Below are 21,164 nucleotides of genomic sequence, written 5' to 3' on the forward strand. Positions count from 1 at the left end.
TCACTCGCGATAGACGTTCTCGAAGACCACCCCCCCGTTGGGCTGCATGCGGAAGCCGCGCAGGTCCTTGCTGGTGGGGATGTAGACCGTCGAGTGTGCCATCGTGATCCACGGGCGCTCGCGCTTGAAGATCTCCTGGGCCTTTTCGTACAGGGCGTTGCGCTTGGCCTGGTCGGGCGTGGCGCGGGCGGCGTCGATCAGGCGCTCGAACTCCTGGTTGCAGAACTTCACGCCGGACTTGTTGGTCGCGCAGCTGAGGTTGGGCGTCAGGAAGTCGTCGGCGTCGCCGCTATCGCCGGCCCAGCCGCTCATGTAGACCGAGTGCTCGCCCGCGTTGGCGCGCTTGAGGTACTCGCCCCATTCGTAGGTGCGGATCTGCGCGCGCACGCCGATGCGGGCCCAGTCCTGCTGGATCAGCTGCGCCATCAGCTGGCCGTTGGGGTTGGTCGGCCGGGTGACGGGCAGGGCCCAGAGGTCGATGTCCAGGCCGTTGGGGAAACCGGCCTGGGCGAGCAGGCGCTTCGCGCGCTCGGGGTTGAACTCGTTCCTGATGGCCTTGTTGTAGCCGGGGATCGCGGGCGGGAAGGGGTTCACCGCCTGCATCGCGTCACCGCGCGGGAACAGCGCGCGGAAGATCGCGTCGCGGTCGATCGCGATGTCCAGCGCCTCGCGCACCAGCCGGTTGTCGGTGGGCGGCTTGCGCAGGTTGAAGGAGAGATAGGAGATGTTGAGCGCCTGGATCTTCTCGAGCTGGATGCGGTCCGGATGGCGGTCGATGGCGGCGACGTCGATGTCGCGCAGCGGCGAGGTGATCTGGCACTCGCCGGCCAGCAGCTTCTGGACGCGGACGGGAGCCTCGCGGCTGATGGTGAAGATCAGCTTCCGCGTGCGTTGCGGCGCGCCCCAGTAGTCGGGATTGGCTTCCATGCGGACGACGTCGTCCTTGGCGTAGCTGCGGAAGCGATAGGGGCCGGTGCCGATGGGCAGCCGGTTGATCTGCGCGGCCTTGCCCTCGCGCAGCAGCTGGGCGCCGTACTCCGCCGACTGGATGCCGGCGAAGGCCATCGCGAACCAGGTGACGAAGGTGACGTTGGGCTGGGTCAGCGTGAAGCGGACGGTGTGGTCGTCCAGCTTCTCCATCTTCGCGATGGCCTTGGCCAGGCCGAGGTTCTGCGGATAGATGAAGTTGGCCGGGAAGGCCTTGTTGAACGGGTGCTCGCGGTCCAGGAAGCGGCCGAAGGTGAAGAGCACGTCGTCGGCGTTGAAGTCACGCGTGGGCGTGAACCAGGGCCGGGTGTGGAAATGGACGCCGGGCCTCAGCGTGAAGGTGAACTCGCGGGCGTCGGGGCTGATGGTCCAGCTCGTCGCGAGCGCGGGTTGCAGCGCCGTGCCGCCCCGCTCGAAGCGGACCAGGCCCTGGAACATCTGGTTGTTGACGTTGTTGGTGCTGGCCGAATCCCATAACCCCGGATCGAAGCCCTCGGGGCTGGCGTCGGTGCAGTAGACCAGCGGCTTCGGCGCGGCGGTGCCGGCGGCGAAGGCGGTCGAGAACGCGATGGCCAGCAGGGCGGCCAGGGAGTGGTGGAGGGCAGGACGCATCGGGGGGAGGCAAGCCAGCGCATTGTCGAAACGCGGGCTCCACGGTCACAACTGAAATGGGCGGGTTGGACCATAACACCGGGTTATGCGGGCAAGGCCCCCAGTCCCGAGCCTTGGTCCTTGTCCCTCGCTTGCTTGAGCCGGACGAGCGCGCTCCTGTAGGCCGCCGCGTCCTCGCGCTTGCCGATGCTGAAGACGATCAGGAGGAGCAGTCCGTCATTGACGCTGTAGATCAGCCGGATGCCTTGGCGCAGCAACTTGATCTTGTAGAGGCCGACCAGCTCGGCGTTGAGGACTGACCCTGGTCGATGAGGGTTGATCAGCCGCTTCTCCAAATGCAGCTTCAGCGTCTTCCGCACCGAACCATCGAGCGCGAGCCACTCGTCCCAGGCTGCCGGGAAGAAGCGAAGGCGGTAGCGCCTTCGACCAGATGGGGCGTCGTCAGAGGTCATCGATGTCGACCTCGACGAGGTGGGAGGCGTTGGCCAGTCGTTCGATGGTCTTCTGATAGACGGGCTGGTCCGCGAGGTCTTCCATGATCGCCGCATAGAGCAGCGGGTCCATCACGAAGAAGGCCGGCGCTCCATGGCGGAGGACGGCGATCGGCCGATGGTTGGCCTCTTTCAGAATCGTCTCGGTCTGCTTCTTGAAGGCAGAAATGCTGACAGCCAGTTCGTCGTTGTTCGCGTCCATGTCGGCTCCAGAGGGCGAGTCGATTATGGGTGGCGAGTGTGGGGCCGGCCGGAACGGACGGCTCCCGGTGGGCATGGGGAACTCGGGTGCGCGATACGGCATGGAGGCGCCTCCAGCGTTGAGAGAGGCGTCATTTCACGTCGTCGCGTCCACGCTCGCAATGACTCGGACCAGTCGAAATACTGACCTGGAGCGAGGGCTGTCCCCACCGCAATCTGCGGCGGGCCACCGTTCACACCAGGTCGCAGGCCACCATCCGCCCGTCGACCTCGCGCAGCTCGGGGCGGACTTGCGCGCAGCGCGGGACGGCCATCGGGCAGCGCTGATGGAAGGCGCATCCCGTCGGCGGCTTGAGCGGGCTCGGCAACTCCCCGTGGATGCGGATGCGCGCGCGGCGATCCGCCGGCCGCAGTGCCGGCGTCGCGCTGATCAAGGCTTGCGTGTACGGATGCAGCGGACGCGCGAAGAGCTGACGCTTCTCGCCGCGCTCGACCACGCGGCCCAGGTACATCACCAGCACCTCGTCCGCCACGTGCTCCACCACCGCCAGGTTGTGCGAGATGAACACGTAGCCGGTGCGGAACTCCTCCTGCAGATCCATGAAGAGGTTGAGGATCTGCGCCTGGATCGACAGGTCCAGCGCCGACGTCGGCTCGTCCGCCACCACGATGCCGGGCTGCAGCACCATCGCCCGCGCGATCGCGATGCGCTGACGCTGTCCGCCCGAGAACATGTGCGGGTAGCGCCGCAGGTGCTCCATCCGCAGCCCGACCTTCGCGGCCAGCGCCTCGACGCGCTCCTGCCGCTCCGCGCGGCTCAAGCGGGTGTTGATGACCAGCGGCTCGGCCAGCGTCGACGCGATGGTCTTGCGCGGATTCAGCGCCGCATACGGGTTCTGGAACACCATCTGCACGTCGCGCCGCAGGGCCTTGCGCGCGCTCGCGTCCGAGGCGTCCTGGCCGTGGATCAGCAGCTCGCCCGAGGTCGGTGTCTCGATCAGGGTCAGCGCGCGCGCGAGGGTCGACTTGCCGCAGCCGGACTCGCCCACCACCGCCAGCGTCCTGCCGGCGCGCAGCTCGAAGCTCACGCCATCCAGCGCCTTCACCGTCGCCTTGGCCGCGAACCAGCCGCGGCTCACCGCGTAGTGGCGCGCCAGATCGCGCGCCCGCAGCAGCGGCGTGTCCTCGGCCGCGCCTCCGGCGCCTGCCACGGCCTTGTCCTGCGCGGCGCTCATGCGACGGCCTCCTCGATCAACGGATAGAAGCAGCGCACGCCGTCGACGACGGCCGGGCGCTCGGCGCGGCAGCGCGCCTGCACGCGCGGGCAGCGCGGCGAGAGCAGGCAGCCCGTCGGCCGGTCCACCGCGCCCGGCACGATGCCCGGCAGCGCCTGCAAGCGCCGCGCGCCGCGGTTGTGCTCGGGGATCGCGGCCAGCAGCGCCGCGGTGTACGGGTGCTTCGGATGCTCGAAGACATCGGGCAACGCGCCGGTCTCCACCACCTGGCCCGCGTACACGACGGCGACGCGCTGCGCCATCTCCGCCACCACCGCCAGGTCGTGCGTGATCATCACCAGCGCCATGCCCTGCTCGCGCTGCAGGCGCAGCAGCAGGTCCATGATCTGCGCCTGGATGGTCACGTCCAGCGCGGTGGTCGGCTCGTCGGCGATCAGCAGCTTGGGCGAGCACGCGATCGCCAGCGCGATCATGACCCGCTGGTTCATGCCGCCGGACAGCTCGTGCGGATAGGCCTTCAGGCGATTCGGCGCGTCGGGGATCTCGACCTGCGCGAGCAGCTCCAGCGCGCGCCGGCGCGCCGCGGCGCCGCGCAGGCCGAGGTGGGCGCGCAGCACCTCCTCGATCTGGTAGCCCACCGTGTAGCTCGGGTTGAGGCTGGCCAGCGCGTCCTGGAACACCATGGCCACGTCGCGGCCGACCAGCTTGCGGCGTCGCGCGGCGTCCAGGGTCAGCAGGTCCTGGCCGTTCACGCGCAGCGCGGCGGCGCTCACCTGACCGGGCGGATCGACGAGGCCCATCAGCGCCATCATGCTGACCGACTTGCCGGAGCCGGACTCGCCGACGATGCCCAGCACCTCGCCCGCGGCGACGTCCAGGTCGACGCCGTCCACCGCGGGGAACGCGCCGAAGCGCACGCGCAGATCGCGGATCTCCAGCATCACGACACCTTCTTCAGACGCGGATCGAGCGCGTCGCGCAGACCGTCGCCCATCAGGTTGACGCTCAGCACCGACAGCAGGATCGCCAGACCCGGCAGCGTCACCACCCAGGGCGCGCGCACGATGTAGTCGCGCGCCGACGAGAGCATCGTGCCCCACTCGGCCATCGGCGCCTGCACGCCCAGGCCCAGGAAGCCCAGGCCCGCGGCCTCGAGGATGGCCGCCGAGAAGCTCAGCGACGCGTTGACGATCAGCGGGGCCAGGCAATTGGGCAGCACCGCCGAGAACATCAGCCGCCAGGTCGACGCGCCGGCCACGCGGCTCGCCGTGACGTAGTCCTTGCCGAGCTCGGCCAGCGCCGCGGCGCGGGTCAGCCGGACGTACTCGGGCAGCGAGCCCACGGCGATCGCGATCACCGTGTTCATCAGGCCCGGACCCAGCACCGTGATCACGCAGATCGCCAGGAGCAGGCCGGGCAGCGCGAGCATCACGTCCATCACCCGCATCACCACGGGCGCGAGCAGCCGTTGATGGAAGGCCGCCAGCAGCCCCAGCAGCACGCCGGGGATCAGCGACAGCACCACCGACGCCAGCCCGATGCCCAGCGACACGCGCGCGCCGTGGAGCAGGCGCGAGAGCAGGTCGCGGCCGAGTTCGTCGGTGCCGAGCAGGAAGCGCGCCTGGCCACCCTCCATCCAGATCGGCGGGGTGAGCATCGCGTCGCGGTACTGATGCACGGGATCGTGGGGCGCGATCAGCGGCGCGAACAGCGCGGCCAGCGCCAGCAGCGTGAACACGATCAGCGCGACCAGGGCGCCACGGTTGGCGCTGAAACCCCGCCAGAACTCGGCCAGCGGGCCGGGGGGCGAGATCGGGGCGATCGCTGTGGGCATCGGGGCCGCCGCGCCGTCGGGGGTCGAAGGGGCGGGCGTGGCGCTCATGTCGTCGTGGGTGGTGCGGGTCATGGCCTCAGCCCTGCTTGCGGATGCGCGGGTTGACCACGCCGTAGAGCAGGTCCACCAGCAGATTGACCGCGATGAAGGTGCAGGCCGAGATCAGGATGCCCGCCTGCACCACCGGATAGTCGCGCCGCGCGATCGCGTCGATCAGCCACTTGCCGATGCCGGGCCAGCTGAAGATGGTCTCGGTCAGCACCGCGCCGGCGAGCAGGCTGCCGACCTTCAGGCCGATCACCGTGATCACCGGGATGAGCGCGTTGCGCAGCCCGTGCACCAGCACGATCCGCGTCGGCGACAGGCCGCGCGCGCGGGCGCTGCGCATGTAGTCCTCGCGCAGCACCTCCAGCAGGCTGGAGCGCGTCATGCGCGCGATCACCGCCGTCGTGCTGGTGCCCAGCACCAGCGCCGGCAGCAGCAGGTGGCGCAGCGCCGACCACCAGGCGCCGGGCTCGTCGTGGAAGGCGGCGTCGATCAGCATGAAGCCGGTGAGGCGCTGGATGTCGTACTCCACCGCGACGCGGCCCGAGACCGGCGTCCAGCCCAGGCCGACCGAGAAGAACATGATGAGGATCAGCCCCCACCAGAACACCGGCATCGAGTAGCCCACCGTGGCCACGCCCATCACGCCCTGGTCCAGCAGCGAGCCGCGCCGCAGCGCCGCGCCGGTGCCCAGCGCCATGCCCAGCACGATCGCCAGCAGCAGCGCGAACAGCGCCAGCTCCGCCGTGGCCGGGAAGAGGGCGAGGAACTCCTGCGCGACCGGCTCGTGCGAGACCAGCGACTGGCCCAGGTCGCCATGCAGCAGGCCGCCGACGTAGTCCGCGTACTGGCGCCACAGCGGCTGGTCCAGGCCGAGCTCGTGCATCAGGCGCGCGTGCGTGGCCTCGTCCAGGGCGCGCTCGCCCATCATGATGGCGATGGGGTCGCCCGGCACCAGCCGGATCAGGCCGAAGGCCACCAGCGTCACGCCGATCAGCGTCGGCAGCAGCGTGGCGAGTCGTCGCAGCAGGAAGTTCAGCAAGGCCGGCTCAATTCGGCGAGCGGGCCTGGCTGTCGGCCGGCGCCGGCTGCTTCATCAGCATGCCGCCGGGGGTGGTGGCCACCTCCAGCAGCGCGGCCGTCTCGGCGTCCATGTCGCCGCTGTAGTTGGTGGGGCGGTACTTCATCTGGAAGGTGCTGACGACCTCGCGCGTGGCGACGTCGAACACACCGGTGCGCGGCGTCTGGTAGCCGATCTGGGCCAGGCGCTGCTGGAACCAGTTGACGTCGGGCACCGGGGCGAGCTGGTAGATGGCCTGCTTGATCTGCACCTGCGCGGCGTCCGGCCAGGGGATCAGGCCGGCGTCCGCGAACTGCTTCCAGGGGAACATCGGACCCGGGTCCTGCTTGCGGCCGGGGGCGATGTCGTTGTGGCCCAGGATGCGATCGGAGCGGATGTGATGGCGCGCCACGATCTGCCGGGACAGCGCGAGCACCTGGTCGATCTGCGCCTGCGGATAGGGCGCGTAGACGCGGCCCAGCGGCGAGTCGGTGAACCCGGGGTTCACGATCTCGATGCCGATCGACGAGGAGTTCAGGTTGGTCGCGGTTCCCCAGGAGCTCACGCCCGCGTGCCAGGCGCGGTTGTTCTCGTCGACCAGCTGGTAGACGCGCGCGGGGTTCTCCTCGACGAGGTAATGGGCCGAGACCTTGCCGCCGGTCGTCAGCACCTTCATCGACTTCTCGAAGTCGAGCACGGTGTAGTGCAGCACCAGGAACTGCACGCGGCTGTCCTGGTTCTGCGAGACGTGGGTGCGGTCGATCTGCAGCGTGGGGGAGGCGCAGGCGGCCAGCAGCGCGGCCGCGGCCAGGGTCAGGAGCTTGGTCTTCATGTCGGTCGGGCCGCGCGGCGGGCGGCGGCCAGGGCTGTGTCGGGTTGTTGGAGGGACAGGGTCAGGTCTTGCGGCAACGCCGCGCGCAGGCCGGCCTCGATCGCGGGATGCAATTGCAGCACACGGCCCGCCGCGGTGACGGGGCGCACCCCCAGGCGGCGCACCAGCGCCAGCGGCAGCCGGGCGAGCTCGGCGCCGGCGCGGCGCAGCAGCGCCAGCGCGTCGGTGTCGGATTCCTCGGCGGCGCGCGCCACCGCCAGCGCCAGGCGGCCGATCGCGCCGCGGCGGCTGGCGTTGTCGCCGCCGTACATGAAGGCGCGCGAGGTCGCCCAGTCGGCGCCGCCGAGCTCGGCGAAGAGATGGGTCGCCAGCCGGGAGTGCGTCCAGGCGCCGGGCTGCTCGTCCTCGCGGCGCCAGACCAGGGCCAGTGCCTCGCGGGCGATCCACTGGCCGCCGCCCTCGTCGCCCAGCAGCGGGCCGCGACCGCCGGCGCGGTGCAGGGCGCCGTGCGCGTCGATGAAGGCGGCGATCGCGCCGGTGCCGGCGTAGACCAGGTAGCCCTCGCCCGGACGGAAGACCGCATGCCAGGCCTGGGCGATGTCGCTGTCGCAAAGGATGCGGACCGGGTCCAGGCCCAGGTGTTGCGCGAGCAGCGCGCGCAGCTGTCGGCCGGCGGGGCCGTCGGGCTCGCCCAGGCCGGTGATGCCGGCCTGCAGGCCGCGCAGCGTACCGGGGGCGGCGTGTGTCTGGACCGCGGCCGCCAGCGCCTGCAGGGTCTGCGCCAGCGTGACGCGACCGGCGCTGGAGTCCAGCAGCAGCGCGCTGAAGCCGCCGACCTCGCCGCGCGCCAGCGTGGCGCCGTCGGGCTCGGCCAGCACCCAGCGGGTCTGCGTGCCGCCGGCATCCAGCCCCAGGCCCAGGCTGCCCAGGGCCACGCGCGCCGGCGCCGGCCGCGCGCTGGCGGCGAGGGGGCTCGGGGACGAGGCGACGGGGGTGGGCGTGGCGGTCATGGGGGTCATGCGGCGCCGCAGCTTAAGGGGGGCGCAGCGCGCCCGCCATTGTCAATGCGCGAGGCGGGTATGACTCCGGCTCATGGCCCGTGAACCTCGCGTCGGGGGCGACGGACGGACGAAAAAAAAACCGCGCCCGTGAAGGCGCGGTTTCGGGTCGGTGGCGACGGCGCGGGGCCGTCGCCGGATCGACGGGTCGGTTTAGAAGTCGGCGCTGACGCTGACCGACGTGAAGCGCGGGGCGCCCAGGTAGTAGAAGATCGTGTTCGAACGCGAGCCGTTGAACGCGGCGGCGTTGGTGTTCGAGCCCGACGGATTGCGGTACTGCGCGTTGCCGATGTTGCTGACGTTGAAGCGCAGCATCACGTTGTCGGCCATGCCCACCTTGCCGAACTTGTAGCCGGCGTCGAAGTCGGCGACCCAGTACGACGGGACCATCTCGTCGTTGATCAGCGTGGCGTACTGCGTGCCGGTGCGCTTGACCTTCAGGCGGCCGTAGAACGCGCCCACTTCATACTGGCCCGAGATGCCGAACATGTTGTTGGGCGTCAGGACGTAGTTCTTGCCCGAGGTCGGCAGCGTGATGCCGGTGGTGGCGCCCGTACCGGTCTTGCCCACGACGATGTCGTCCTTGGACTTGCTCTTCTGCGCGGTGAACGAGGCGTAGCCCGAGAAGCCCTTGTACACGCCCGTGCCCACTTCCAGCTCCAGGCCCTTGTTGTTCACGCGGCCGGCGTTGATGTTGGACGAGACGTTGTTGACCGGGTCGAAGGCGGTGGCCTGGCGGTTCTTGTAGTCGACGTTGAACACCGTCGCCGACAGCGAGATGGCGCGCGACTGGAAGCGGTAGCCGAAGTCAGTGCTGACCGAGGTTTCAGGCTTCAGCTCGTTCTGCAGCACGACCTGGCCGTTGACCACGGCGACGTTGGTCGAGCTGGTCGAGTTGGCGAAGGCGTAGTTGGGCGGCGCGCGGAAGTTCTTCGCGACGTTCAGGAACACCTGCGACGACTTGTCGAGCATGAAGCGCAGGCCGCCTTGCGGCAGCACTTCGTTGTACGAGCGCTTGAGCTTGTAGTCGTACTGGTAGCCTTCGTTGGCGAAGTTCGTCACGTCACGGGTGACGTGCGGGGTGCGCAGGCCGACGGTCAGCAGGCCGCGGTCTTCGGCGAAGGACCAGTTGTCGGTCACGTAGGCCTGGTAGGCGGTGCTGATCGAGTTCCAGTCGCGGCCCTGGTACAGCGAGCCGTCCGGACGGGTGATGTTGCCGCTGTCCAGCCACACGGTGCTCAGGTTGCCGGCGTTGTCGACGTACACGCCCGGCTGGGTCTGACGGTGACGGGCGCGCTCGTACCAGATGCCGGCGCGGATCGCGTGGTCACCCAGCTGGGCCGACACTTCGGTGGTCACGCCAGGACGGAAGGTCTTGGTGACGCTGGCGCGGCCGATGATGATGGTGTCCAGCGTGTCGCCGTCGCCGTTCAGGTCGCCCTTGATGTCGTTCTTGTGGGTGACCGGGTTCATGAAGGCCGAGCCTTCCTGCAGCGTGGTCTGCTGGACGCCGCCGTTGCCGAAGCCGTACCAGAGGTAAGGCTGGATCTTCAGCTGGACGTTCTCGGCCAGCTTGAACGAACCGGACACCGACACGACCGCGTTCTCGAACGGGTTGTTGGCCAGCTTGTAGTAAGCGGGCGACGGAGCGATCTTGCTCTCGTCCTGGGCCGTGCCCTTGACCGGGGTCAGGTGGCCGGGGAAGGTCGTCGAGTAGTCGTAGTAGTAACCGTTCGACTTCAGCTGGGCGACGCTGATGCTGTTGATGTTGTTGTTGACGGCGCGGTTGTACAGGACCGAGCCCAGGATCACGTTGTCCTTGTCCAGATCCAGGCGGAAGGCGGCGTCGACGTGGTCCTTCTTGGCCTCGCCCTCACCCTTCCACTTGTCGGCCTGGGTGTGCGAGTAGCTCACGTAGACCTTGGCCTTGTCGTCGAAGAAGCGGCCGGTGTCATAGCGCAGGAAGGTGCGGGTCAGGCTCAGCTGGCCCAGCGTCTGCGAGAAGCGCACGCGGCGCTTGTCTTCCGGATCGCAGGAGTTGACGGTGATGTTGCCGCCCGTGGCGCCGGCGTGCGGGGACTCGGAGTCCGGGCTGCCTTGCGTCAGCGACTGGGTGCAAAGGTTTTCCTGGTCCGCGTATTCCTGCGGATAGACGGCGAAGTTGCCCGAGTCATTGACCGGCACGCCGTTCACGGTGAAGCCCATCTGGTCCGAGCCGAAGCCGCGGACGGTCAGGCCGCCGCCGTACAGGCCGGTGGCGTCGTAGCTGAAGGTGTTCACGCCGGGCAGCAGCGCGATCGCCTGGAACGGGTTGCCGGTGGAACGGTCCTTCTCGGTCGCGGCGCGGGTCACCGTGCTGCGGGCCTTGGCGGCGTCCTCGTTCAGCATCTGGCCGACGCCGAGCTTGTTGCCCTCGCCGGTGATGGTGATGGTGCCCAGACGGACCTTGTCCTCGACCGCGCGCGGAGCGCCGTCGTCATCGGCCTTCTTGGCCTGCTGCGCGAACGCCGGCACGGCGACGACCAGCGCGGCCGCGGCGGCCAGGGCCGTCTTGTTGAAACCCAACCAATTCTTCTGACTCATTCCTGCGCTCCTGTGCGACGAGATCAACTTTGAAAAAACCGAAACCACCGATCCTGGTTGGCGAAGGCTTCCCGCCCTTCCCGGAAGGCTTGTCGGCAGCGCGCAAACGTTTTGCGTCGCCCCTTGCGGCCCGAAAACACCATCGAGCCGCCGCCATCTCGAACCAACCTGACTGCATGTGGGGACCGTCGACCGCGGTCCTCCAACAGATACGAAGCAAAAAGCCTACCAGCCGGTTCACCCGCCAGCAATGCGGCTCAAACCGCGTTGCCGGGGGATCGAAGCTGCCGTCAGGCCCGGGTTTCTGGGGGCTCCCGGACCCGCCTCGGCGATGCACGGCCGTGAGTCTCTTTGCCCGATGTTGTGGGTTTGTGACAAGGAATGACAGGCTTCCCCACCTGAATATGCGTGTCAGCGGGACGCGACGGAACGGGCGCTCCGCGCGCGCCGACCGCCATTCCGTGCGAACCCCATGACTCGTTCCGGCTAAGGGTTTACACGGAGGTCGGGCGCGCCCCGGCCTGCGCCGGGACGTTGCGCGGAGTCGACAGATTGGGGCGGCGTCAAACCTGGAAGGTCGCGCGCGGGCCTTCCTGATGGAGGGCGTTGATGGCACTGGCGACCAGGCACCAACCCGGTTCGAGCGCACCGAGTTCGCCATCCGGGCGCACGACTTCGAACACCCAGCCCGAGCCGGGGCGTCGGGTGTCGCGTTTCCAAAGCGCGAAGGCTCGCGCCGGTGCGCCGTCGCGCGAACTCAGCTTCAGCCGCCCCTCCAGGCGCTCCAGCACCACGGGCCCGCAGGCCGGCGCGCTGAGCCAGGGCGTCTCCGGTGGGATGGCGGCCTGGATGTAAGCGCCGGCTCGCAAGGTGTCCGCGATGCCCCGGCGATTCTTCAACAGGGCGACCATGCTGAAGTGGAGGTGGCCGCCGGTGGCCGGCGCGGCCCGCATCAGATCGATCTCGACGGGAATCTCGTCCAGCGGCCAGCCCTCGGACTCGTTGGCCGCCTTGCTGGTGAACAGCCCCGGCCAGACATGCCGGCCCAGCGGGTTGACCGCCTGCCAGCCGCGCAGCAGGGGCTCGAAGGCCTGCGCCTTCTGCGCGCGCGGCCAGTAGAGCTGAGGCGCCAGATAGTCCAGCCAGCCCATCTGCATCCAGTGCTCCACGTGGGCGTAGAGCTTGTCGTACTGCGAGAACCCGGTGATTCCCGCCGGTCGCAGGTCGGGGCGCTGCAGCCCGAAGGGGCTGATGCCGACGCGCGCCGTGGGGCGCAGCTCGCGGACCAGTTCATACAGGCGGCGCACCAACTGATCGACGTTGTCCCGCCGCCAGTCCGCGCGGGCCAGCGTGCCACCGCCGCGCAGGTAGCGCTGCCAGCTCGGCTCGTCGGGGAAGTCGATGTCCTGCTTGGCCGCGTCCTGGATCGGGTAGGGATAGAAGTAGTCGTCGATGTGCAGGCCGTCGAGCTCGTAGCGCGTCAGCAGGTCGCGGCACACGGCCAGGGTGTGCGTCGCCGCGTCGGGTTCGCCCGGATCGATCCAGAGCTGGTCCCCGTAGCGCTTGACCCATTCCGGATGCGTCTTGCTCAGATGCGTGGCCGAGGCCGGCGCCTTGGCGCCGCTCTGGCGCGCGCGGTAGGGGTTGAGCCAGGCGTGCAGCTCGATGCCGCGCGCCTGGGCCTCGGCGATCCAGAAGGCCAGCGGGTCGTAGCCCGGCCCCTGGCCCTGGACGCCGGACAGGTATTCGCTCCAGGGCTCCAGCGCGGAGGGGTAGAGCGCGTCGGCGCTGGTGCGCACCTGCAGCACGATCGCGTTCAGGCGCAGCGAGCGGGCGCACTCCAGGATGGCGAGGGTCTCGGCGCGCAGCGCGTCGTCGCTCAGGCCGCGGCGGCTGGGCCAGTCGATGTTGGCGACGGTCGCGACCCAGGCGGCGCGGAACTCGCGGGGCGCGGGCGGCGGTTGATCGGCGCCGGGGGCGGGGGGCTGCGCGGGGACGGTCTCGGGGCGCCTCCAGGACGCGCAGCCGGAGAGCCCCATCAGCGGAGCCAGCACGGGAGCGGCCAGCGCCGCGGTCATCAGACGTCGTCGTTGCATCGAGGGTCCACCGGCGGGCGCAGCGCGGCCCCGCTCACACTTTCACGAACCAGCCGCGCGCCCACATCGCGCGCGCGATGCCGTAGAACACCAGCACGAAGCCCAGCGCGAACAGCAAGGACGCGACGCGCGGATCCACCGGCAGCGCCTTGATCGGCGCGTAGAGCCAGCCTTTGAGCGTGAGGCCCTCGGCCACGTGGATCAGCCCGAGCAGCCGGGCCACCAGACCCGACAGCGCGAACAGGAACAGCGCGTTCATGCCCAGCACCACCAGCGGCTGGAAGCGCCGCGCCATCGCGGCACGCATCCGGGGCAGGGGAGCGGCATCGAGCAGCCAGTAGAACACGCCGAACACCAGGCACCCCCAGCCGGTGCACAGGAAAACGTAGGCGGGGGTCCAGAGATTCTTGTTGATGGGCAGGGTCCAGGCATCGAGCACCTGAGCCGCCCACAGGCACAGCAGGCCGGCGACCATGAACCAGGTCGCCTTCTCGGCCGGGTCACGACCGCGCAGCGCCAGCCAGCGGCCGGCGAGCAGGCCGGCGATCTGACTCGCGACGGCGGGCAGCGTGCCGAGCAGGCCTTCCGGATCCCAGGTCTTGCTTCGCACCCAGAGGTGGCCGCCGAGGAGCGTCCGATCCAGCCAGGCGCCGACATCCTCGCCAGGCTGCAGCGAGCCGCGGTGCCAAACGCCTTGCGCGTCCGGGACCGCGACGACGCTCTGGACCAGCCCGTAGGCAGCGAGCAGCCCGAGGAACCACGCCAGCTGCGCGCGCCAGCCACACCACAGCGCGATGGGGGCGGCCAGGAGGGTGATCAGGCCCAGCCGCTGCAGCACGCCGGGGATGCGGAAGCTCTCGAGGTGGAAGTAGGGGAAGAGGTTGAGCAGCAGGCCGATGGCGATGATGGTCGCCCCGCGGCGCCAGGTGTGGCGCAGCACCGCGCCGCGATCGGTGACCTGGCCGCGGCGGGCCAGGCTGAAGCTCATCGAGATCCCGCTGATGAAGACGAAGAACGGGAAGATCCAGTCGGTGAAGGTCCAGCCGTGCCACTCGGCGTGGTCCAGCGGCTTGAAGAGCGCGGACCAGTCGCCCGGGTTGTTGACCAGCAGCATGGCCGCGATCGCGAAGCCGCGGAAGGCGTCCAGCGAGAGCAGTCGGTCGCTGCCCGGGCGAAGGGTGGAACTCAAGCGTCGCGCTCCTTGCGGCCGAAGCCGTCGGGGATCTGGATCAGGGCGGTCATGACCAGCGAGGGCACGGCCGCCGCCAGCACCCAGCCGAAGAAGTGGAAGTAGCCCAGATGCGCCTGCAGCCAGCCGCTCCACATGCCGGGGATCATCATGCCCAGGGCCATGAAGCCGGTGCAGATCGCGTAATGGGCCGTCTTGTGCGGGCCCTCGGCGATCAGGATCATGACCATCAGGTAGGCGGTGAAGCCCAGCCCGTAGCCGAACTGCTCGACCGCCAGCGCGCCGCTGACGATCCACAGGCTGCCGGGATGGACCCAGGCCATCGCCAGGAAGACGACGTTGGGCAGGTGCATCGCCAGCACCAGCGGCCACAGCGACCGCTTCAGGCCGAAGCGCGAGATCACCCAGCCGCCCATCAGTCCGCCCAGCGTCAGCGCGGTCAGGCCCACGGTCCCGTAGGCCAGGCCGACTTCCTTGTTCGTCAGCGCCAGGCCGCCAGCGTCGAGCTTGTCCAGCAGGAAGGGCGTGGCCAGCTTGAGCAACTGCGCCTCCGGGAAGCGGTAGAGCAGCAGGAAGCCGATGAAGACGACGATGCCGGGCTTGCGGAAGAAGTCGATGAAGATCTCGAAGAAGGCGCGCACCTGGCGGCCGTCGCCGGTGGCCCGCGCGTCGGCCGCGGGCGTGGGCAGCCGCAACCAGTGCCAGGTCGCCAGCGCGAGGAAGGCCGCGGCCAGCACCGCCATCACGACCTGCCAGGCCATCACCCAGCTGTCGCCGCGCTCGTAGAGCTCGCCCGCCAGCCAGACCAGCCCGCCCTGGCCGCCGATGTTGGCCAGCCGGTAGAAGGTCGAGCGCACGCCGACGAGGGCCGCCTGGTCGTGCTTCTCCAGCGCGAGCAGATAGAAGCCGTCGGCGGCGATGTCGTGCGAGGCCGAGGCGAAGGCCATCAGCCAGAACACCGCCAGCGAGAGCTGGAAGAACCTGGACATCGGCAGCGTCAGCGCCACCATCGCCAGCGCCGCGCCGATCGCGAACTGCAGCGCCACCACCCACAGCCGCTTCGTGCCCATCAGCTCGACCAGCGGCGACCACAGCGGCTTGATCACCCAGGGCAGGTAGAGCCAGCTGGTGTAGAGCGCGATGTCGGTGTTCGAGATCTCCAGGTTCTTGTACATGATGACCGAGAGCGTCATCACGACCACGTAGGGGATGCCTTGCGCGAAGTAGAGCGAGGGCACCCAGGCCCAGGGGCTGCGCGCGGCGCGCGGGGCGGGGGAGGATCGATCGAGGGAGGCGGACATGGGCCTCAGTGTCGGTGCAAACGGGGCAGCGGCAGGCTCGGGGAATGCAGCGCTTGCGTGCGGGGCGCCGGCGAGGCCGGCGATGACGCTCCCACGCCAGGGGCCGAGGCGGTGGACGTCGACGTGGGGGGCGCGGACGGCATCGCGGCGCGCGACGCGGAGGCGCTCGCGATGACGCTGCGCAACTGCTGCCGTCGATACTGCCGCGCCTGCTCGGCATCGGCGCGGGTCTGCTCCATGCGGTCCGGCGTGACGCCGGCGCCCGATCGCCAGGCCTCGTCCAGTCGGCCCTCGCGGCCGGCGCGGATCCAGTTGCGCAGCGTCTGCTCGGGCAGGCCCAGCTCGCGCGCCGTGGCGCAGGGGCCGAGTTCCGCGGCGCGGCGCACCGCGTCGTGCTTGAAGTCGAGCGTGTACTCGCGACGGGGCAGACCGCGCATGACGTCGTCGATCGGATCGATCGGAAGAGGGGGAAGGGGCCGGACGGCGCGCGGGGGCGGCGGCGGGATCAGCGCTCGGCCAGCGCGCGACGCACGCTGCCGTCGTGGCGGGCCAGCAGCGCCAGCGCGGCCGCGGCGTCGACGTGCTGGAGCAGCATCACCACCGCCGTCTTCACGCTGAAGTCGCAGCGGTCCAGCGCCGCGCGGGCGGTGGGCTCGTCGACGCCGGCGGCGCGCATGGTCAGCGCGACGGCGCGGCGCACCAGCTTCGCGTTGGTGGCCTTCATGTCCACCATCAGGTTGCCGTAGACCTTGTTGAGCCGCACCATCAGCGCGCTCGAGAAACTGTTCAGCGCGATCTTCTGCGCCGTGCCCGCCTTCAGACGCGTGCTGCCCGAGATGATCTCGGCGCCGGTGTCCAGCAGGATGGGATGCTGGCTGGCGGCCAGCACCGCGGCGTCGGGGTTGTTGGCGACGCCTATCGTCAGGCTGCCCGCCGCGCGGCCGGCCGCCAGCGCGCCCAGCACGTAGGGCGTGTGGCCCGAGGCGGCGATGCCGATGACCACGTCGTCGGGGCCGGGCCGCAGGGCGTCGATGTCGCGGCGGCCTTGCGGTTCGTCGTCCTCGGCGCCCTCGACGGCGACGAACATCGCGCCCTCGCCGCCGGCCAGCACCGCGACCGCGCGCTCGCGCGGCCAGGAGAAGGTCGGCACCAGCTCCACGCTGTCCAGCACGCCGAGCCGGCCCGAGGTGCCCGCGCCAGCGTAGAGCAGCCGCCCACCCGCGGCGATGCGCGGCAGCGCCGCGTCGACGGCGGCCGCCAGGGCCGGGGCCGCGGCGTTCACCGCCTCGATCGCCGCGCGCTGGTCGTCGACGAAGGCCTGCATCAGCCGGGCGCTGTCGTACAGGTCCAGGTCGGGATGCTGCAGGCTCGGGGTCTCGGTGTTCAGGGTCTTGTGCATGGGCGGGCCGAGGCGGAAGAAGACGGCCTCAGGCTGCGGGCAACTCTAGTGGTCTGATAGTGGGCTCCGCCAATGAAAGGCTTCGGGAGCGCCATAACCCTCGGTAATCGCCCGGCGCCCGCCGCGGGATCGCCGCGCGCGCAAGGGGCGCGGCGGCCGAGGCGCCCGGTGCGTCCGGGCGCCTGCGCTCAGCGGGCGGCCGCCGTCACCGGTGCCGACTGCTCGGCCTTGAGCACGGCACCGATCACCTCGGCCAGCGCCACCGGCGTGGGCGCGGCGTCCAGCTCCACCAGCACCATGTAGCCGCGATCGCGCCCCTGGTTCGTGAAGGCCTGCAGCAGCGCGATCTGGTCGCTGTGGGCCATGGTGCCGTCCGGCGCCCAGTACTCCATCGCGACCAGACAACCGTCCGACGGCGTGCCGGGGAAGTAGCGGCTGCCGAAGTAGTAGCGCGGATCGATGGTGCTGCCGTGCATCAGCATCTCGTCGCGGCCCGCGCGACCGGCCAGCCAAGCCTCCTGCAGCGGGGCGTAGTCGCGCCAGCTCGCGGGCAGCAGCGCGCGGTAGCGGTCCAGCGACCAGGGCTCGGCGCCGGCGGGCGCGCGTTGCTCGTACTCGGCGATGCTGGCCTCGAAGGGGACCTTGGTGTGCAGATAGGGTGTCGGCCCGATCCAGATGTTGGTCGCGGCGCGGCCGGCGCCCTGGATGGTGAACAGGCCCTGCGGCGTGTTGCCCAGCGTGATCGTGCCGGGCAGGCCGCTGCTGGACAGCGCCAGCTGCGCGACGTTGAACAGCCCGCCGTCGGGACGCCGCACGAAGCGGCCATCGGCCTGCCGCACCAGGGCCAGGCCCATCTGCTGGCGGCCCGGACGCTGGAAGCTGAAGACGACCGGATAGCCCGGACGGACCGTCAGCAGGTCGGCCAGCGGCGGACGCGCCGGCTGCGGCACGCCCTGCGCGCCACCGACGGCCTGGGCCAGGGCCTGCAGACGGGGCTCGTCGCGGTCGCGCTGCGCGAGCTGGGACTGGATGAGCGCCAGATCGGCCGGCTGGCGCGTCTGCATCAGCGTGTAGGCGGCGATGGCGAACTCACGCGGCGTCGCCAGCCGGGGCAGCAGGTCGCGCAGCAGCGGCGCGGCGTCGGCCGCGTAGAGCGTGTAGGCGGCGGTCAGCAGCGGGCGCTGGACATCGGCCGGCTGGCGGTCCAGCGAGGGCAGCGCCGCCAACAGGGTCGGGCCGGCGATGTCCAGGTCCACGCGGTAATGCGCGACCAGCCGCAGCGCCTGCGCCAGGTCGCGCAGCGCGGCGGCGTCCTGCGGCGCGGCGAGCGCCCGGGCCGAGGCGGCGCGGATGGTCGCGCGGTCCTGCTCGAGCCGCTCCCGCGCCTGCGCGGCCGTGCCGACGGTGGAGCGGAACTGCTCCGGTCGCAGCGCCTGCAGCGCCGCCGGGCTGAAGGGACCGCCCGGCGCGGTGGACGGGGGCGCCGGGCTCTTCGGCAACTGGCCGCAGGCCGCGAGCAGGATCGGCGCGACCAGCGCCAGCCAGCGGGGCCAGGTCTTGCCATTGCCCGGGGCGGCGGCACGCCTGGTCGTGGTGGACGTGCACGATGCGGCCCGAGCGGGCACGTCGGAGGAGATCGACGATCGAGGCGAGTGAGGCGAGCGGGCTGGGTTCGGCCACGTGAACGCCGTGGCGGTCGTGAAGGGCAGGGCGGTCATCGGGCGGGCTCCTCGGCCAGTCGGATCATCAGCGCGTTGGCCAGCGGCCGCGGCACGGGTTCGTTGAAGGGGCGTTCCATCACCGCGCGGCCCTGGATCAGCAGGCTGGTGCTGCCGCCGCCGTCCAGGTTGAAGGCCTGCGTCACGCCGCGGGCGGCCATCAGGGCGGCGAGCCGGTGCAGGCTCAGGCCGGCGACCGGACCGCGCCGGCCCTCGGCCAGCACCAGGGTCAGGTAGCGGCCCGTGTGATCCAGGCCGATCGCGGTGCGCGGATGCGGCATCGCGCAGAAGCGTTCGCAGCGGGCGTCGTCGGCGTCGCCGCGCACCTGGCCGTCGCGGATCAGCCACGGCGTGCCGGCGACGGCCAGCCAGGTCGAGCCGCTCACCGCATAGGGCGGCCGCAGCTGCAGCGCGCAGGTCGAGGCCGCGTCGCAGGCGATGAGCGGGCTGTCGTCCGGCGTCATCACCGGCGCCCAGGCCTCGCCTTGGGAGACCGTCCAGCCGCGCGGCTCGAAGGTCTTGCTGAAGAAGGAGGCGTTCAGCGCCGCCAGCGCCGCGCCCGCCCCGTCGAAGCGGTCCAGCGTCCGGCCGCGCTCGCCGGGGGGGCTGAGCGTCAGGCGCAGCGTGGGGTCGCGCAGGTCCAGTCGCAGCCAGTGCAGGACTTCACCGGGCTGGCGGTCGTCGCGCTCGTAGCGCAGACCGGCATGGCCGCCGACCGGCTGGCCCCAGCCGGGCTCGACGGGAAGCGGCGTCGGGGCCGGTGCCGGCAACTGCGCGCAGGCCGCGAGCAGCGCCAGCGCGAAGGCGGCAAGCCCGGCGCACGTCGCCCGAGCACGCCGGGACGTCCGGGCGGCGGAGGCCGCCGGACCGGCGGCACGACCTTCGCAGCCGTTCGGAGCGGGGCGCGGGGGCAGGTCGTGCAGAGCGGGCGTCGGCATGCAGGCGATTCTAGGGAGCGCTCCCCGCGGTTCCTGCCGCGGCCGGGAACGCCGTTTGCACCTGTCGCCCGCCGCGCGGCCGGACCAGGTCGCGCTCACAGGGAGTTCCCACATGCAGACGAACCGGGACCGCAGTCCCCGCCAGGGCGCCGGGGGCGTCGTTTCCACCGGCCAGGCGGCCGGCAGCACCGTCGACACCCGCTTCTCGGCCTCGACGAGCCGGTCGATGGGCGCGTCGGCCTGCGCGCCGCGCCTTGCGGAAAGGGCCGGCTGGCGGCTGCCCGTGGGCGTGATGGCGCTGGCGCTCGGCGGGCCGGGCGTGGCGTTCGCGCAGGCGGCCGTGATGCCCGCCGCGGGTCTGCCTTCCGGGGCCGCGGCGACGGCCGCCGCCGCGGCCACCACCCCGGCCGACTGCACCGCCATCGCCGACAGCCAGGCGCGCCTGGCCTGCTACGACCGCCTGCACGGTCGCGCGCCCGACGCGCCCCCGCCCTCGGCCGCCGCCCGGGCCGAGCCGCAACCGGTGCCGGCCACCCTGCCCGTCGCGGCCGCCGCCGCCTCGCCGCGCGCCGACGACCCCTGCACCCGTCTGCCCGAGGCCGCCGGCAGCGCGCACAGCTACCTCGGCTCCACGCTGTCGGAGCGCTGGGAGCTCTCCTGCCGCGACCAGATGCCCCGCTTTCTGCCCCGCCCCTACAAGCCGGTCTATCTGCTGCCGGTGTCCTGGAGCTCGCGCACCAACCGGGCCCCGTTGCAGTCGGAAACGCCGGACAACAGCCTGGTCACGGCGCTGGACCTGGACAAGAACGAGGCCAAGTTCCAGGTCAGCCTCAAATCCAAGATCTGGGCCCTGGACGACGCCGGCACCCTGTCGGTCTGGGGCGCGTACACGCAGAGTTCGCGCTGGCAGGTCTACAACGGCCGGGAGTCGCGGCCCTTCCGCGAGACCAACTACGAGCCCGAGCTCATCCTGGTCCACGGCACCGACGTGGCGCTGCCCTTCGGCTGGAAGGCCAGCATGCTGGGCCTGAGCCTGAACCACCAGTCCAACGGCCGCGCGACCACGCTGTCGCGCAGCTGGAACCGCGTGATCGGCGAGGTCGCGCTGGAGCGCGGCGAGACCACGGTGAGCCTGCGGCCGTGGTGGCGCATCCTGAACACCGGCGTCGACGACAACCCGCGCATCCAGGACTACATGGGCCGCGGCGAGGTGCTGGTGACGCAGAAGATCGGCCGCCATGTGCTGGCGCTGACGGCGCGCCACAGCCTGCGCTTCGGGGACCGCTCGCGCGGCTCGGCGCAGCTGGAATGGGCCTTTCCGATCGGCGGCGGACTGCACGGCTACCTGCAGCTGTTCAGCGGCTACGGCGAGAGCCTGATCGACTACAACTTCCGCGAGTCGCGCATCGGACTGGGCGTGTCGGTCGTCGAGTGGCGCTGAAGCGCCCATGCCCAGGCCGCCCGCCTGCCGAGCCCGAGCCCGAGCCCGAGCGCCAGCCCCAGCCCCAGCCCCAGCCTCAGCCTCAGCCTCAGCCTCAGCCTCAGCCTCAGCCTCAGCCTCAGCCTCAGCCTCAGCCTCAGCCTC

Annotated in this window: 18 protein-coding genes; 1 reads left to right on the plus strand and 17 read right to left on the minus strand. The window is 70.9% G+C overall.

Annotation, left to right across the window (positions count from 1 at the left end; genetic code table 11):
• The 17 genes from MCHT01_RS15395 to MCHT01_RS15475 form a co-directional block, all read right to left on the minus strand.
• Nucleotides 1-1,599, minus strand: a complete 1,599-nt coding sequence (locus MCHT01_RS15395) for an ABC transporter substrate-binding protein (RefSeq protein ID WP_067066220.1) — start codon at nt 1,597-1,599, stop codon at nt 1-3.
• Nucleotides 1,600-1,682: 83 nt separating this feature from the next.
• On the minus strand, nt 1,683-2,051 hold the full coding sequence (locus tag MCHT01_RS15400) for a type II toxin-antitoxin system RelE family toxin (RefSeq protein WP_067066221.1): 369 nt from the start codon (nt 2,049-2,051) through the stop codon (nt 1,683-1,685).
• Nucleotides 2,041-2,292, minus strand: a complete 252-nt coding sequence (locus MCHT01_RS15405) for a type II toxin-antitoxin system Phd/YefM family antitoxin (protein ID WP_067066222.1) — start codon at nt 2,290-2,292, stop codon at nt 2,041-2,043. The genes MCHT01_RS15400 and MCHT01_RS15405 overlap by 11 nt, the downstream gene beginning before the upstream one ends.
• A 232-nt stretch (nt 2,293-2,524) precedes the next feature.
• Nucleotides 2,525-3,526: a dipeptide ABC transporter ATP-binding protein gene (locus MCHT01_RS15410; protein ID WP_067066223.1), complete on the minus strand. Its 1,002-nt coding sequence runs from the start codon at nt 3,524-3,526 to the stop codon at nt 2,525-2,527.
• Complete coding sequence (locus MCHT01_RS15415; RefSeq protein WP_067066224.1) at nt 3,523-4,467, minus strand: ABC transporter ATP-binding protein; 945 nt, start codon at nt 4,465-4,467, stop codon at nt 3,523-3,525. Before MCHT01_RS15415 ends, MCHT01_RS15410 begins: the two co-directional genes overlap by 4 nt.
• A complete protein-coding gene (locus MCHT01_RS15420; RefSeq protein ID WP_067066251.1) occupies nt 4,467-5,360 on the minus strand; it encodes an ABC transporter permease subunit in 894 nt (297 codons plus the stop codon). Before MCHT01_RS15420 ends, MCHT01_RS15415 begins: the two co-directional genes overlap by 1 nt.
• 76 nt (nt 5,361-5,436) lie before the next feature.
• Entirely contained in the window at nt 5,437-6,447 is a 1,011-nt protein-coding gene (locus MCHT01_RS15425; RefSeq protein ID WP_067066225.1) for an ABC transporter permease subunit, read from the minus strand.
• 7 nt (nt 6,448-6,454) lie between these two features.
• A complete protein-coding gene (locus tag MCHT01_RS15430) occupies nt 6,455-7,297 on the minus strand; it encodes an N-acetylmuramoyl-L-alanine amidase (RefSeq protein ID WP_067066226.1) in 843 nt (280 codons plus the stop codon).
• On the minus strand, nt 7,294-8,307 hold the full coding sequence (locus MCHT01_RS15435; protein ID WP_084452729.1) for an N-acetylglucosamine kinase: 1,014 nt from the start codon (nt 8,305-8,307) through the stop codon (nt 7,294-7,296). Before MCHT01_RS15435 ends, MCHT01_RS15430 begins: the two co-directional genes overlap by 4 nt.
• 201 nt (nt 8,308-8,508) lie before the next feature.
• The gene (locus MCHT01_RS15440; RefSeq protein WP_084452717.1) at nt 8,509-10,938 is read right to left on the minus strand and encodes a TonB-dependent receptor; all 2,430 of its coding nucleotides are present in this window, start codon (nt 10,936-10,938) and stop codon (nt 8,509-8,511) included.
• Nucleotides 10,939-11,501: 563 nt separating this feature from the next.
• Nucleotides 11,502-13,034 (minus strand): glycoside hydrolase family 10-like protein, encoded by a 1,533-nt coding sequence (locus tag MCHT01_RS15445; protein WP_084452719.1) that lies wholly within the window; start codon nt 13,032-13,034, stop codon nt 11,502-11,504.
• Between the two features lie 34 nt (nt 13,035-13,068).
• Nucleotides 13,069-14,223, minus strand: a complete 1,155-nt coding sequence (locus MCHT01_RS15450; RefSeq protein ID WP_067066229.1) for an acyltransferase family protein — start codon at nt 14,221-14,223, stop codon at nt 13,069-13,071.
• Nucleotides 14,220-15,524 carry an MFS transporter gene (locus tag MCHT01_RS15455; RefSeq protein WP_067066230.1) on the minus strand — a complete coding sequence of 435 codons (1,305 nt, stop codon included), beginning with the start codon at nt 15,522-15,524 and terminating at the stop codon, nt 14,220-14,222. The genes MCHT01_RS15450 and MCHT01_RS15455 overlap by 4 nt, the downstream gene beginning before the upstream one ends.
• Before the next feature lie 5 nt (nt 15,525-15,529).
• The gene (locus tag MCHT01_RS27985; protein ID WP_067066231.1) at nt 15,530-15,961 is read right to left on the minus strand and encodes a transposase; all 432 of its coding nucleotides are present in this window, start codon (nt 15,959-15,961) and stop codon (nt 15,530-15,532) included.
• Between the two features lie 68 nt (nt 15,962-16,029).
• Nucleotides 16,030-16,923 (minus strand): N-acetylmuramic acid 6-phosphate etherase, encoded by an 894-nt coding sequence (locus tag MCHT01_RS15465; protein WP_067066232.1) that lies wholly within the window; start codon nt 16,921-16,923, stop codon nt 16,030-16,032.
• Nucleotides 16,924-17,111: 188 nt separating this feature from the next.
• Nucleotides 17,112-18,641 (minus strand): hypothetical protein, encoded by a 1,530-nt coding sequence (locus tag MCHT01_RS15470; protein ID WP_067066233.1) that lies wholly within the window; start codon nt 18,639-18,641, stop codon nt 17,112-17,114.
• Nucleotides 18,638-19,579, minus strand: coding sequence for a phosphodiester glycosidase family protein (locus tag MCHT01_RS15475; protein WP_067066234.1), 942 nt, complete (start codon nt 19,577-19,579; stop codon nt 18,638-18,640). The genes MCHT01_RS15470 and MCHT01_RS15475 overlap by 4 nt, the downstream gene beginning before the upstream one ends.
• Nucleotides 19,580-19,691: 112 nt before the next feature.
• On the opposite strand from MCHT01_RS15475, the gene MCHT01_RS15480 reads away from it, so the two are divergent.
• On the plus strand, nt 19,692-21,020 hold the full coding sequence (locus MCHT01_RS15480; protein ID WP_067066235.1) for a phospholipase A: 1,329 nt from the start codon (nt 19,692-19,694) through the stop codon (nt 21,018-21,020).
• The last annotated feature ends 144 nt before the right edge of the window (nt 21,021-21,164 follow it).

The sequence above is a fragment of the Mitsuaria chitosanitabida ATCC BAA-476 = NBRC 102408 genome (assembly GCF_001598255.1).
GTDB classification, from domain to species: Bacteria; Pseudomonadota; Gammaproteobacteria; order Burkholderiales; family Burkholderiaceae_C; genus Roseateles; species Roseateles chitosanitabidus.

What these genes read in the sequence shown, in the direction of transcription:
- MCHT01_RS15465 (WP_067066232.1), bottom strand. Translation starts at nt 16,923, where the DNA reads ATGCACAAGACCCTGAACACCGAGACCCCGAGCCTGCAGCATCCCGAC.
- MCHT01_RS15400 (WP_067066221.1), bottom strand. Translation starts at nt 2,051, where the DNA reads ATGACCTCTGACGACGCCCCATCTGGTCGAAGGCGCTACCGCCTTCGC.
- MCHT01_RS15455 (WP_067066230.1), bottom strand. Translation starts at nt 15,524, where the DNA reads ATGTCCGCCTCCCTCGATCGATCCTCCCCCGCCCCGCGCGCCGCGCGC.
- MCHT01_RS15445 (WP_084452719.1), bottom strand. Translation starts at nt 13,034, where the DNA reads ATGCAACGACGACGTCTGATGACCGCGGCGCTGGCCGCTCCCGTGCTG.
- MCHT01_RS15415 (WP_067066224.1), bottom strand. Translation starts at nt 4,467, where the DNA reads ATGCTGGAGATCCGCGATCTGCGCGTGCGCTTCGGCGCGTTCCCCGCG.
- MCHT01_RS15395 (WP_067066220.1), bottom strand. Translation starts at nt 1,599, where the DNA reads ATGCGTCCTGCCCTCCACCACTCCCTGGCCGCCCTGCTGGCCATCGCG.
- MCHT01_RS15440 (WP_084452717.1), bottom strand. Translation starts at nt 10,938, where the DNA reads ATGAGTCAGAAGAATTGGTTGGGTTTCAACAAGACGGCCCTGGCCGCC.
- MCHT01_RS15420 (WP_067066251.1), bottom strand. Translation starts at nt 5,360, where the DNA reads ATGCCCACAGCGATCGCCCCGATCTCGCCCCCCGGCCCGCTGGCCGAG.
- MCHT01_RS15430 (WP_067066226.1), bottom strand. Translation starts at nt 7,297, where the DNA reads ATGAAGACCAAGCTCCTGACCCTGGCCGCGGCCGCGCTGCTGGCCGCC.
- MCHT01_RS15475 (WP_067066234.1), bottom strand. Translation starts at nt 19,579, where the DNA reads ATGCCGACGCCCGCTCTGCACGACCTGCCCCCGCGCCCCGCTCCGAAC.
- MCHT01_RS15470 (WP_067066233.1), bottom strand. Translation starts at nt 18,641, where the DNA reads ATGACCGCCCTGCCCTTCACGACCGCCACGGCGTTCACGTGGCCGAAC.
- MCHT01_RS15435 (WP_084452729.1), bottom strand. Translation starts at nt 8,307, where the DNA reads ATGACCGCCACGCCCACCCCCGTCGCCTCGTCCCCGAGCCCCCTCGCC.
- MCHT01_RS27985 (WP_067066231.1), bottom strand. Translation starts at nt 15,961, where the DNA reads ATGCGCGGTCTGCCCCGTCGCGAGTACACGCTCGACTTCAAGCACGAC.
- MCHT01_RS15480 (WP_067066235.1), top strand. Translation starts at nt 19,692, where the DNA reads ATGCAGACGAACCGGGACCGCAGTCCCCGCCAGGGCGCCGGGGGCGTC.
- MCHT01_RS15405 (WP_067066222.1), bottom strand. Translation starts at nt 2,292, where the DNA reads ATGGACGCGAACAACGACGAACTGGCTGTCAGCATTTCTGCCTTCAAG.
- MCHT01_RS15410 (WP_067066223.1), bottom strand. Translation starts at nt 3,526, where the DNA reads ATGAGCGCCGCGCAGGACAAGGCCGTGGCAGGCGCCGGAGGCGCGGCC.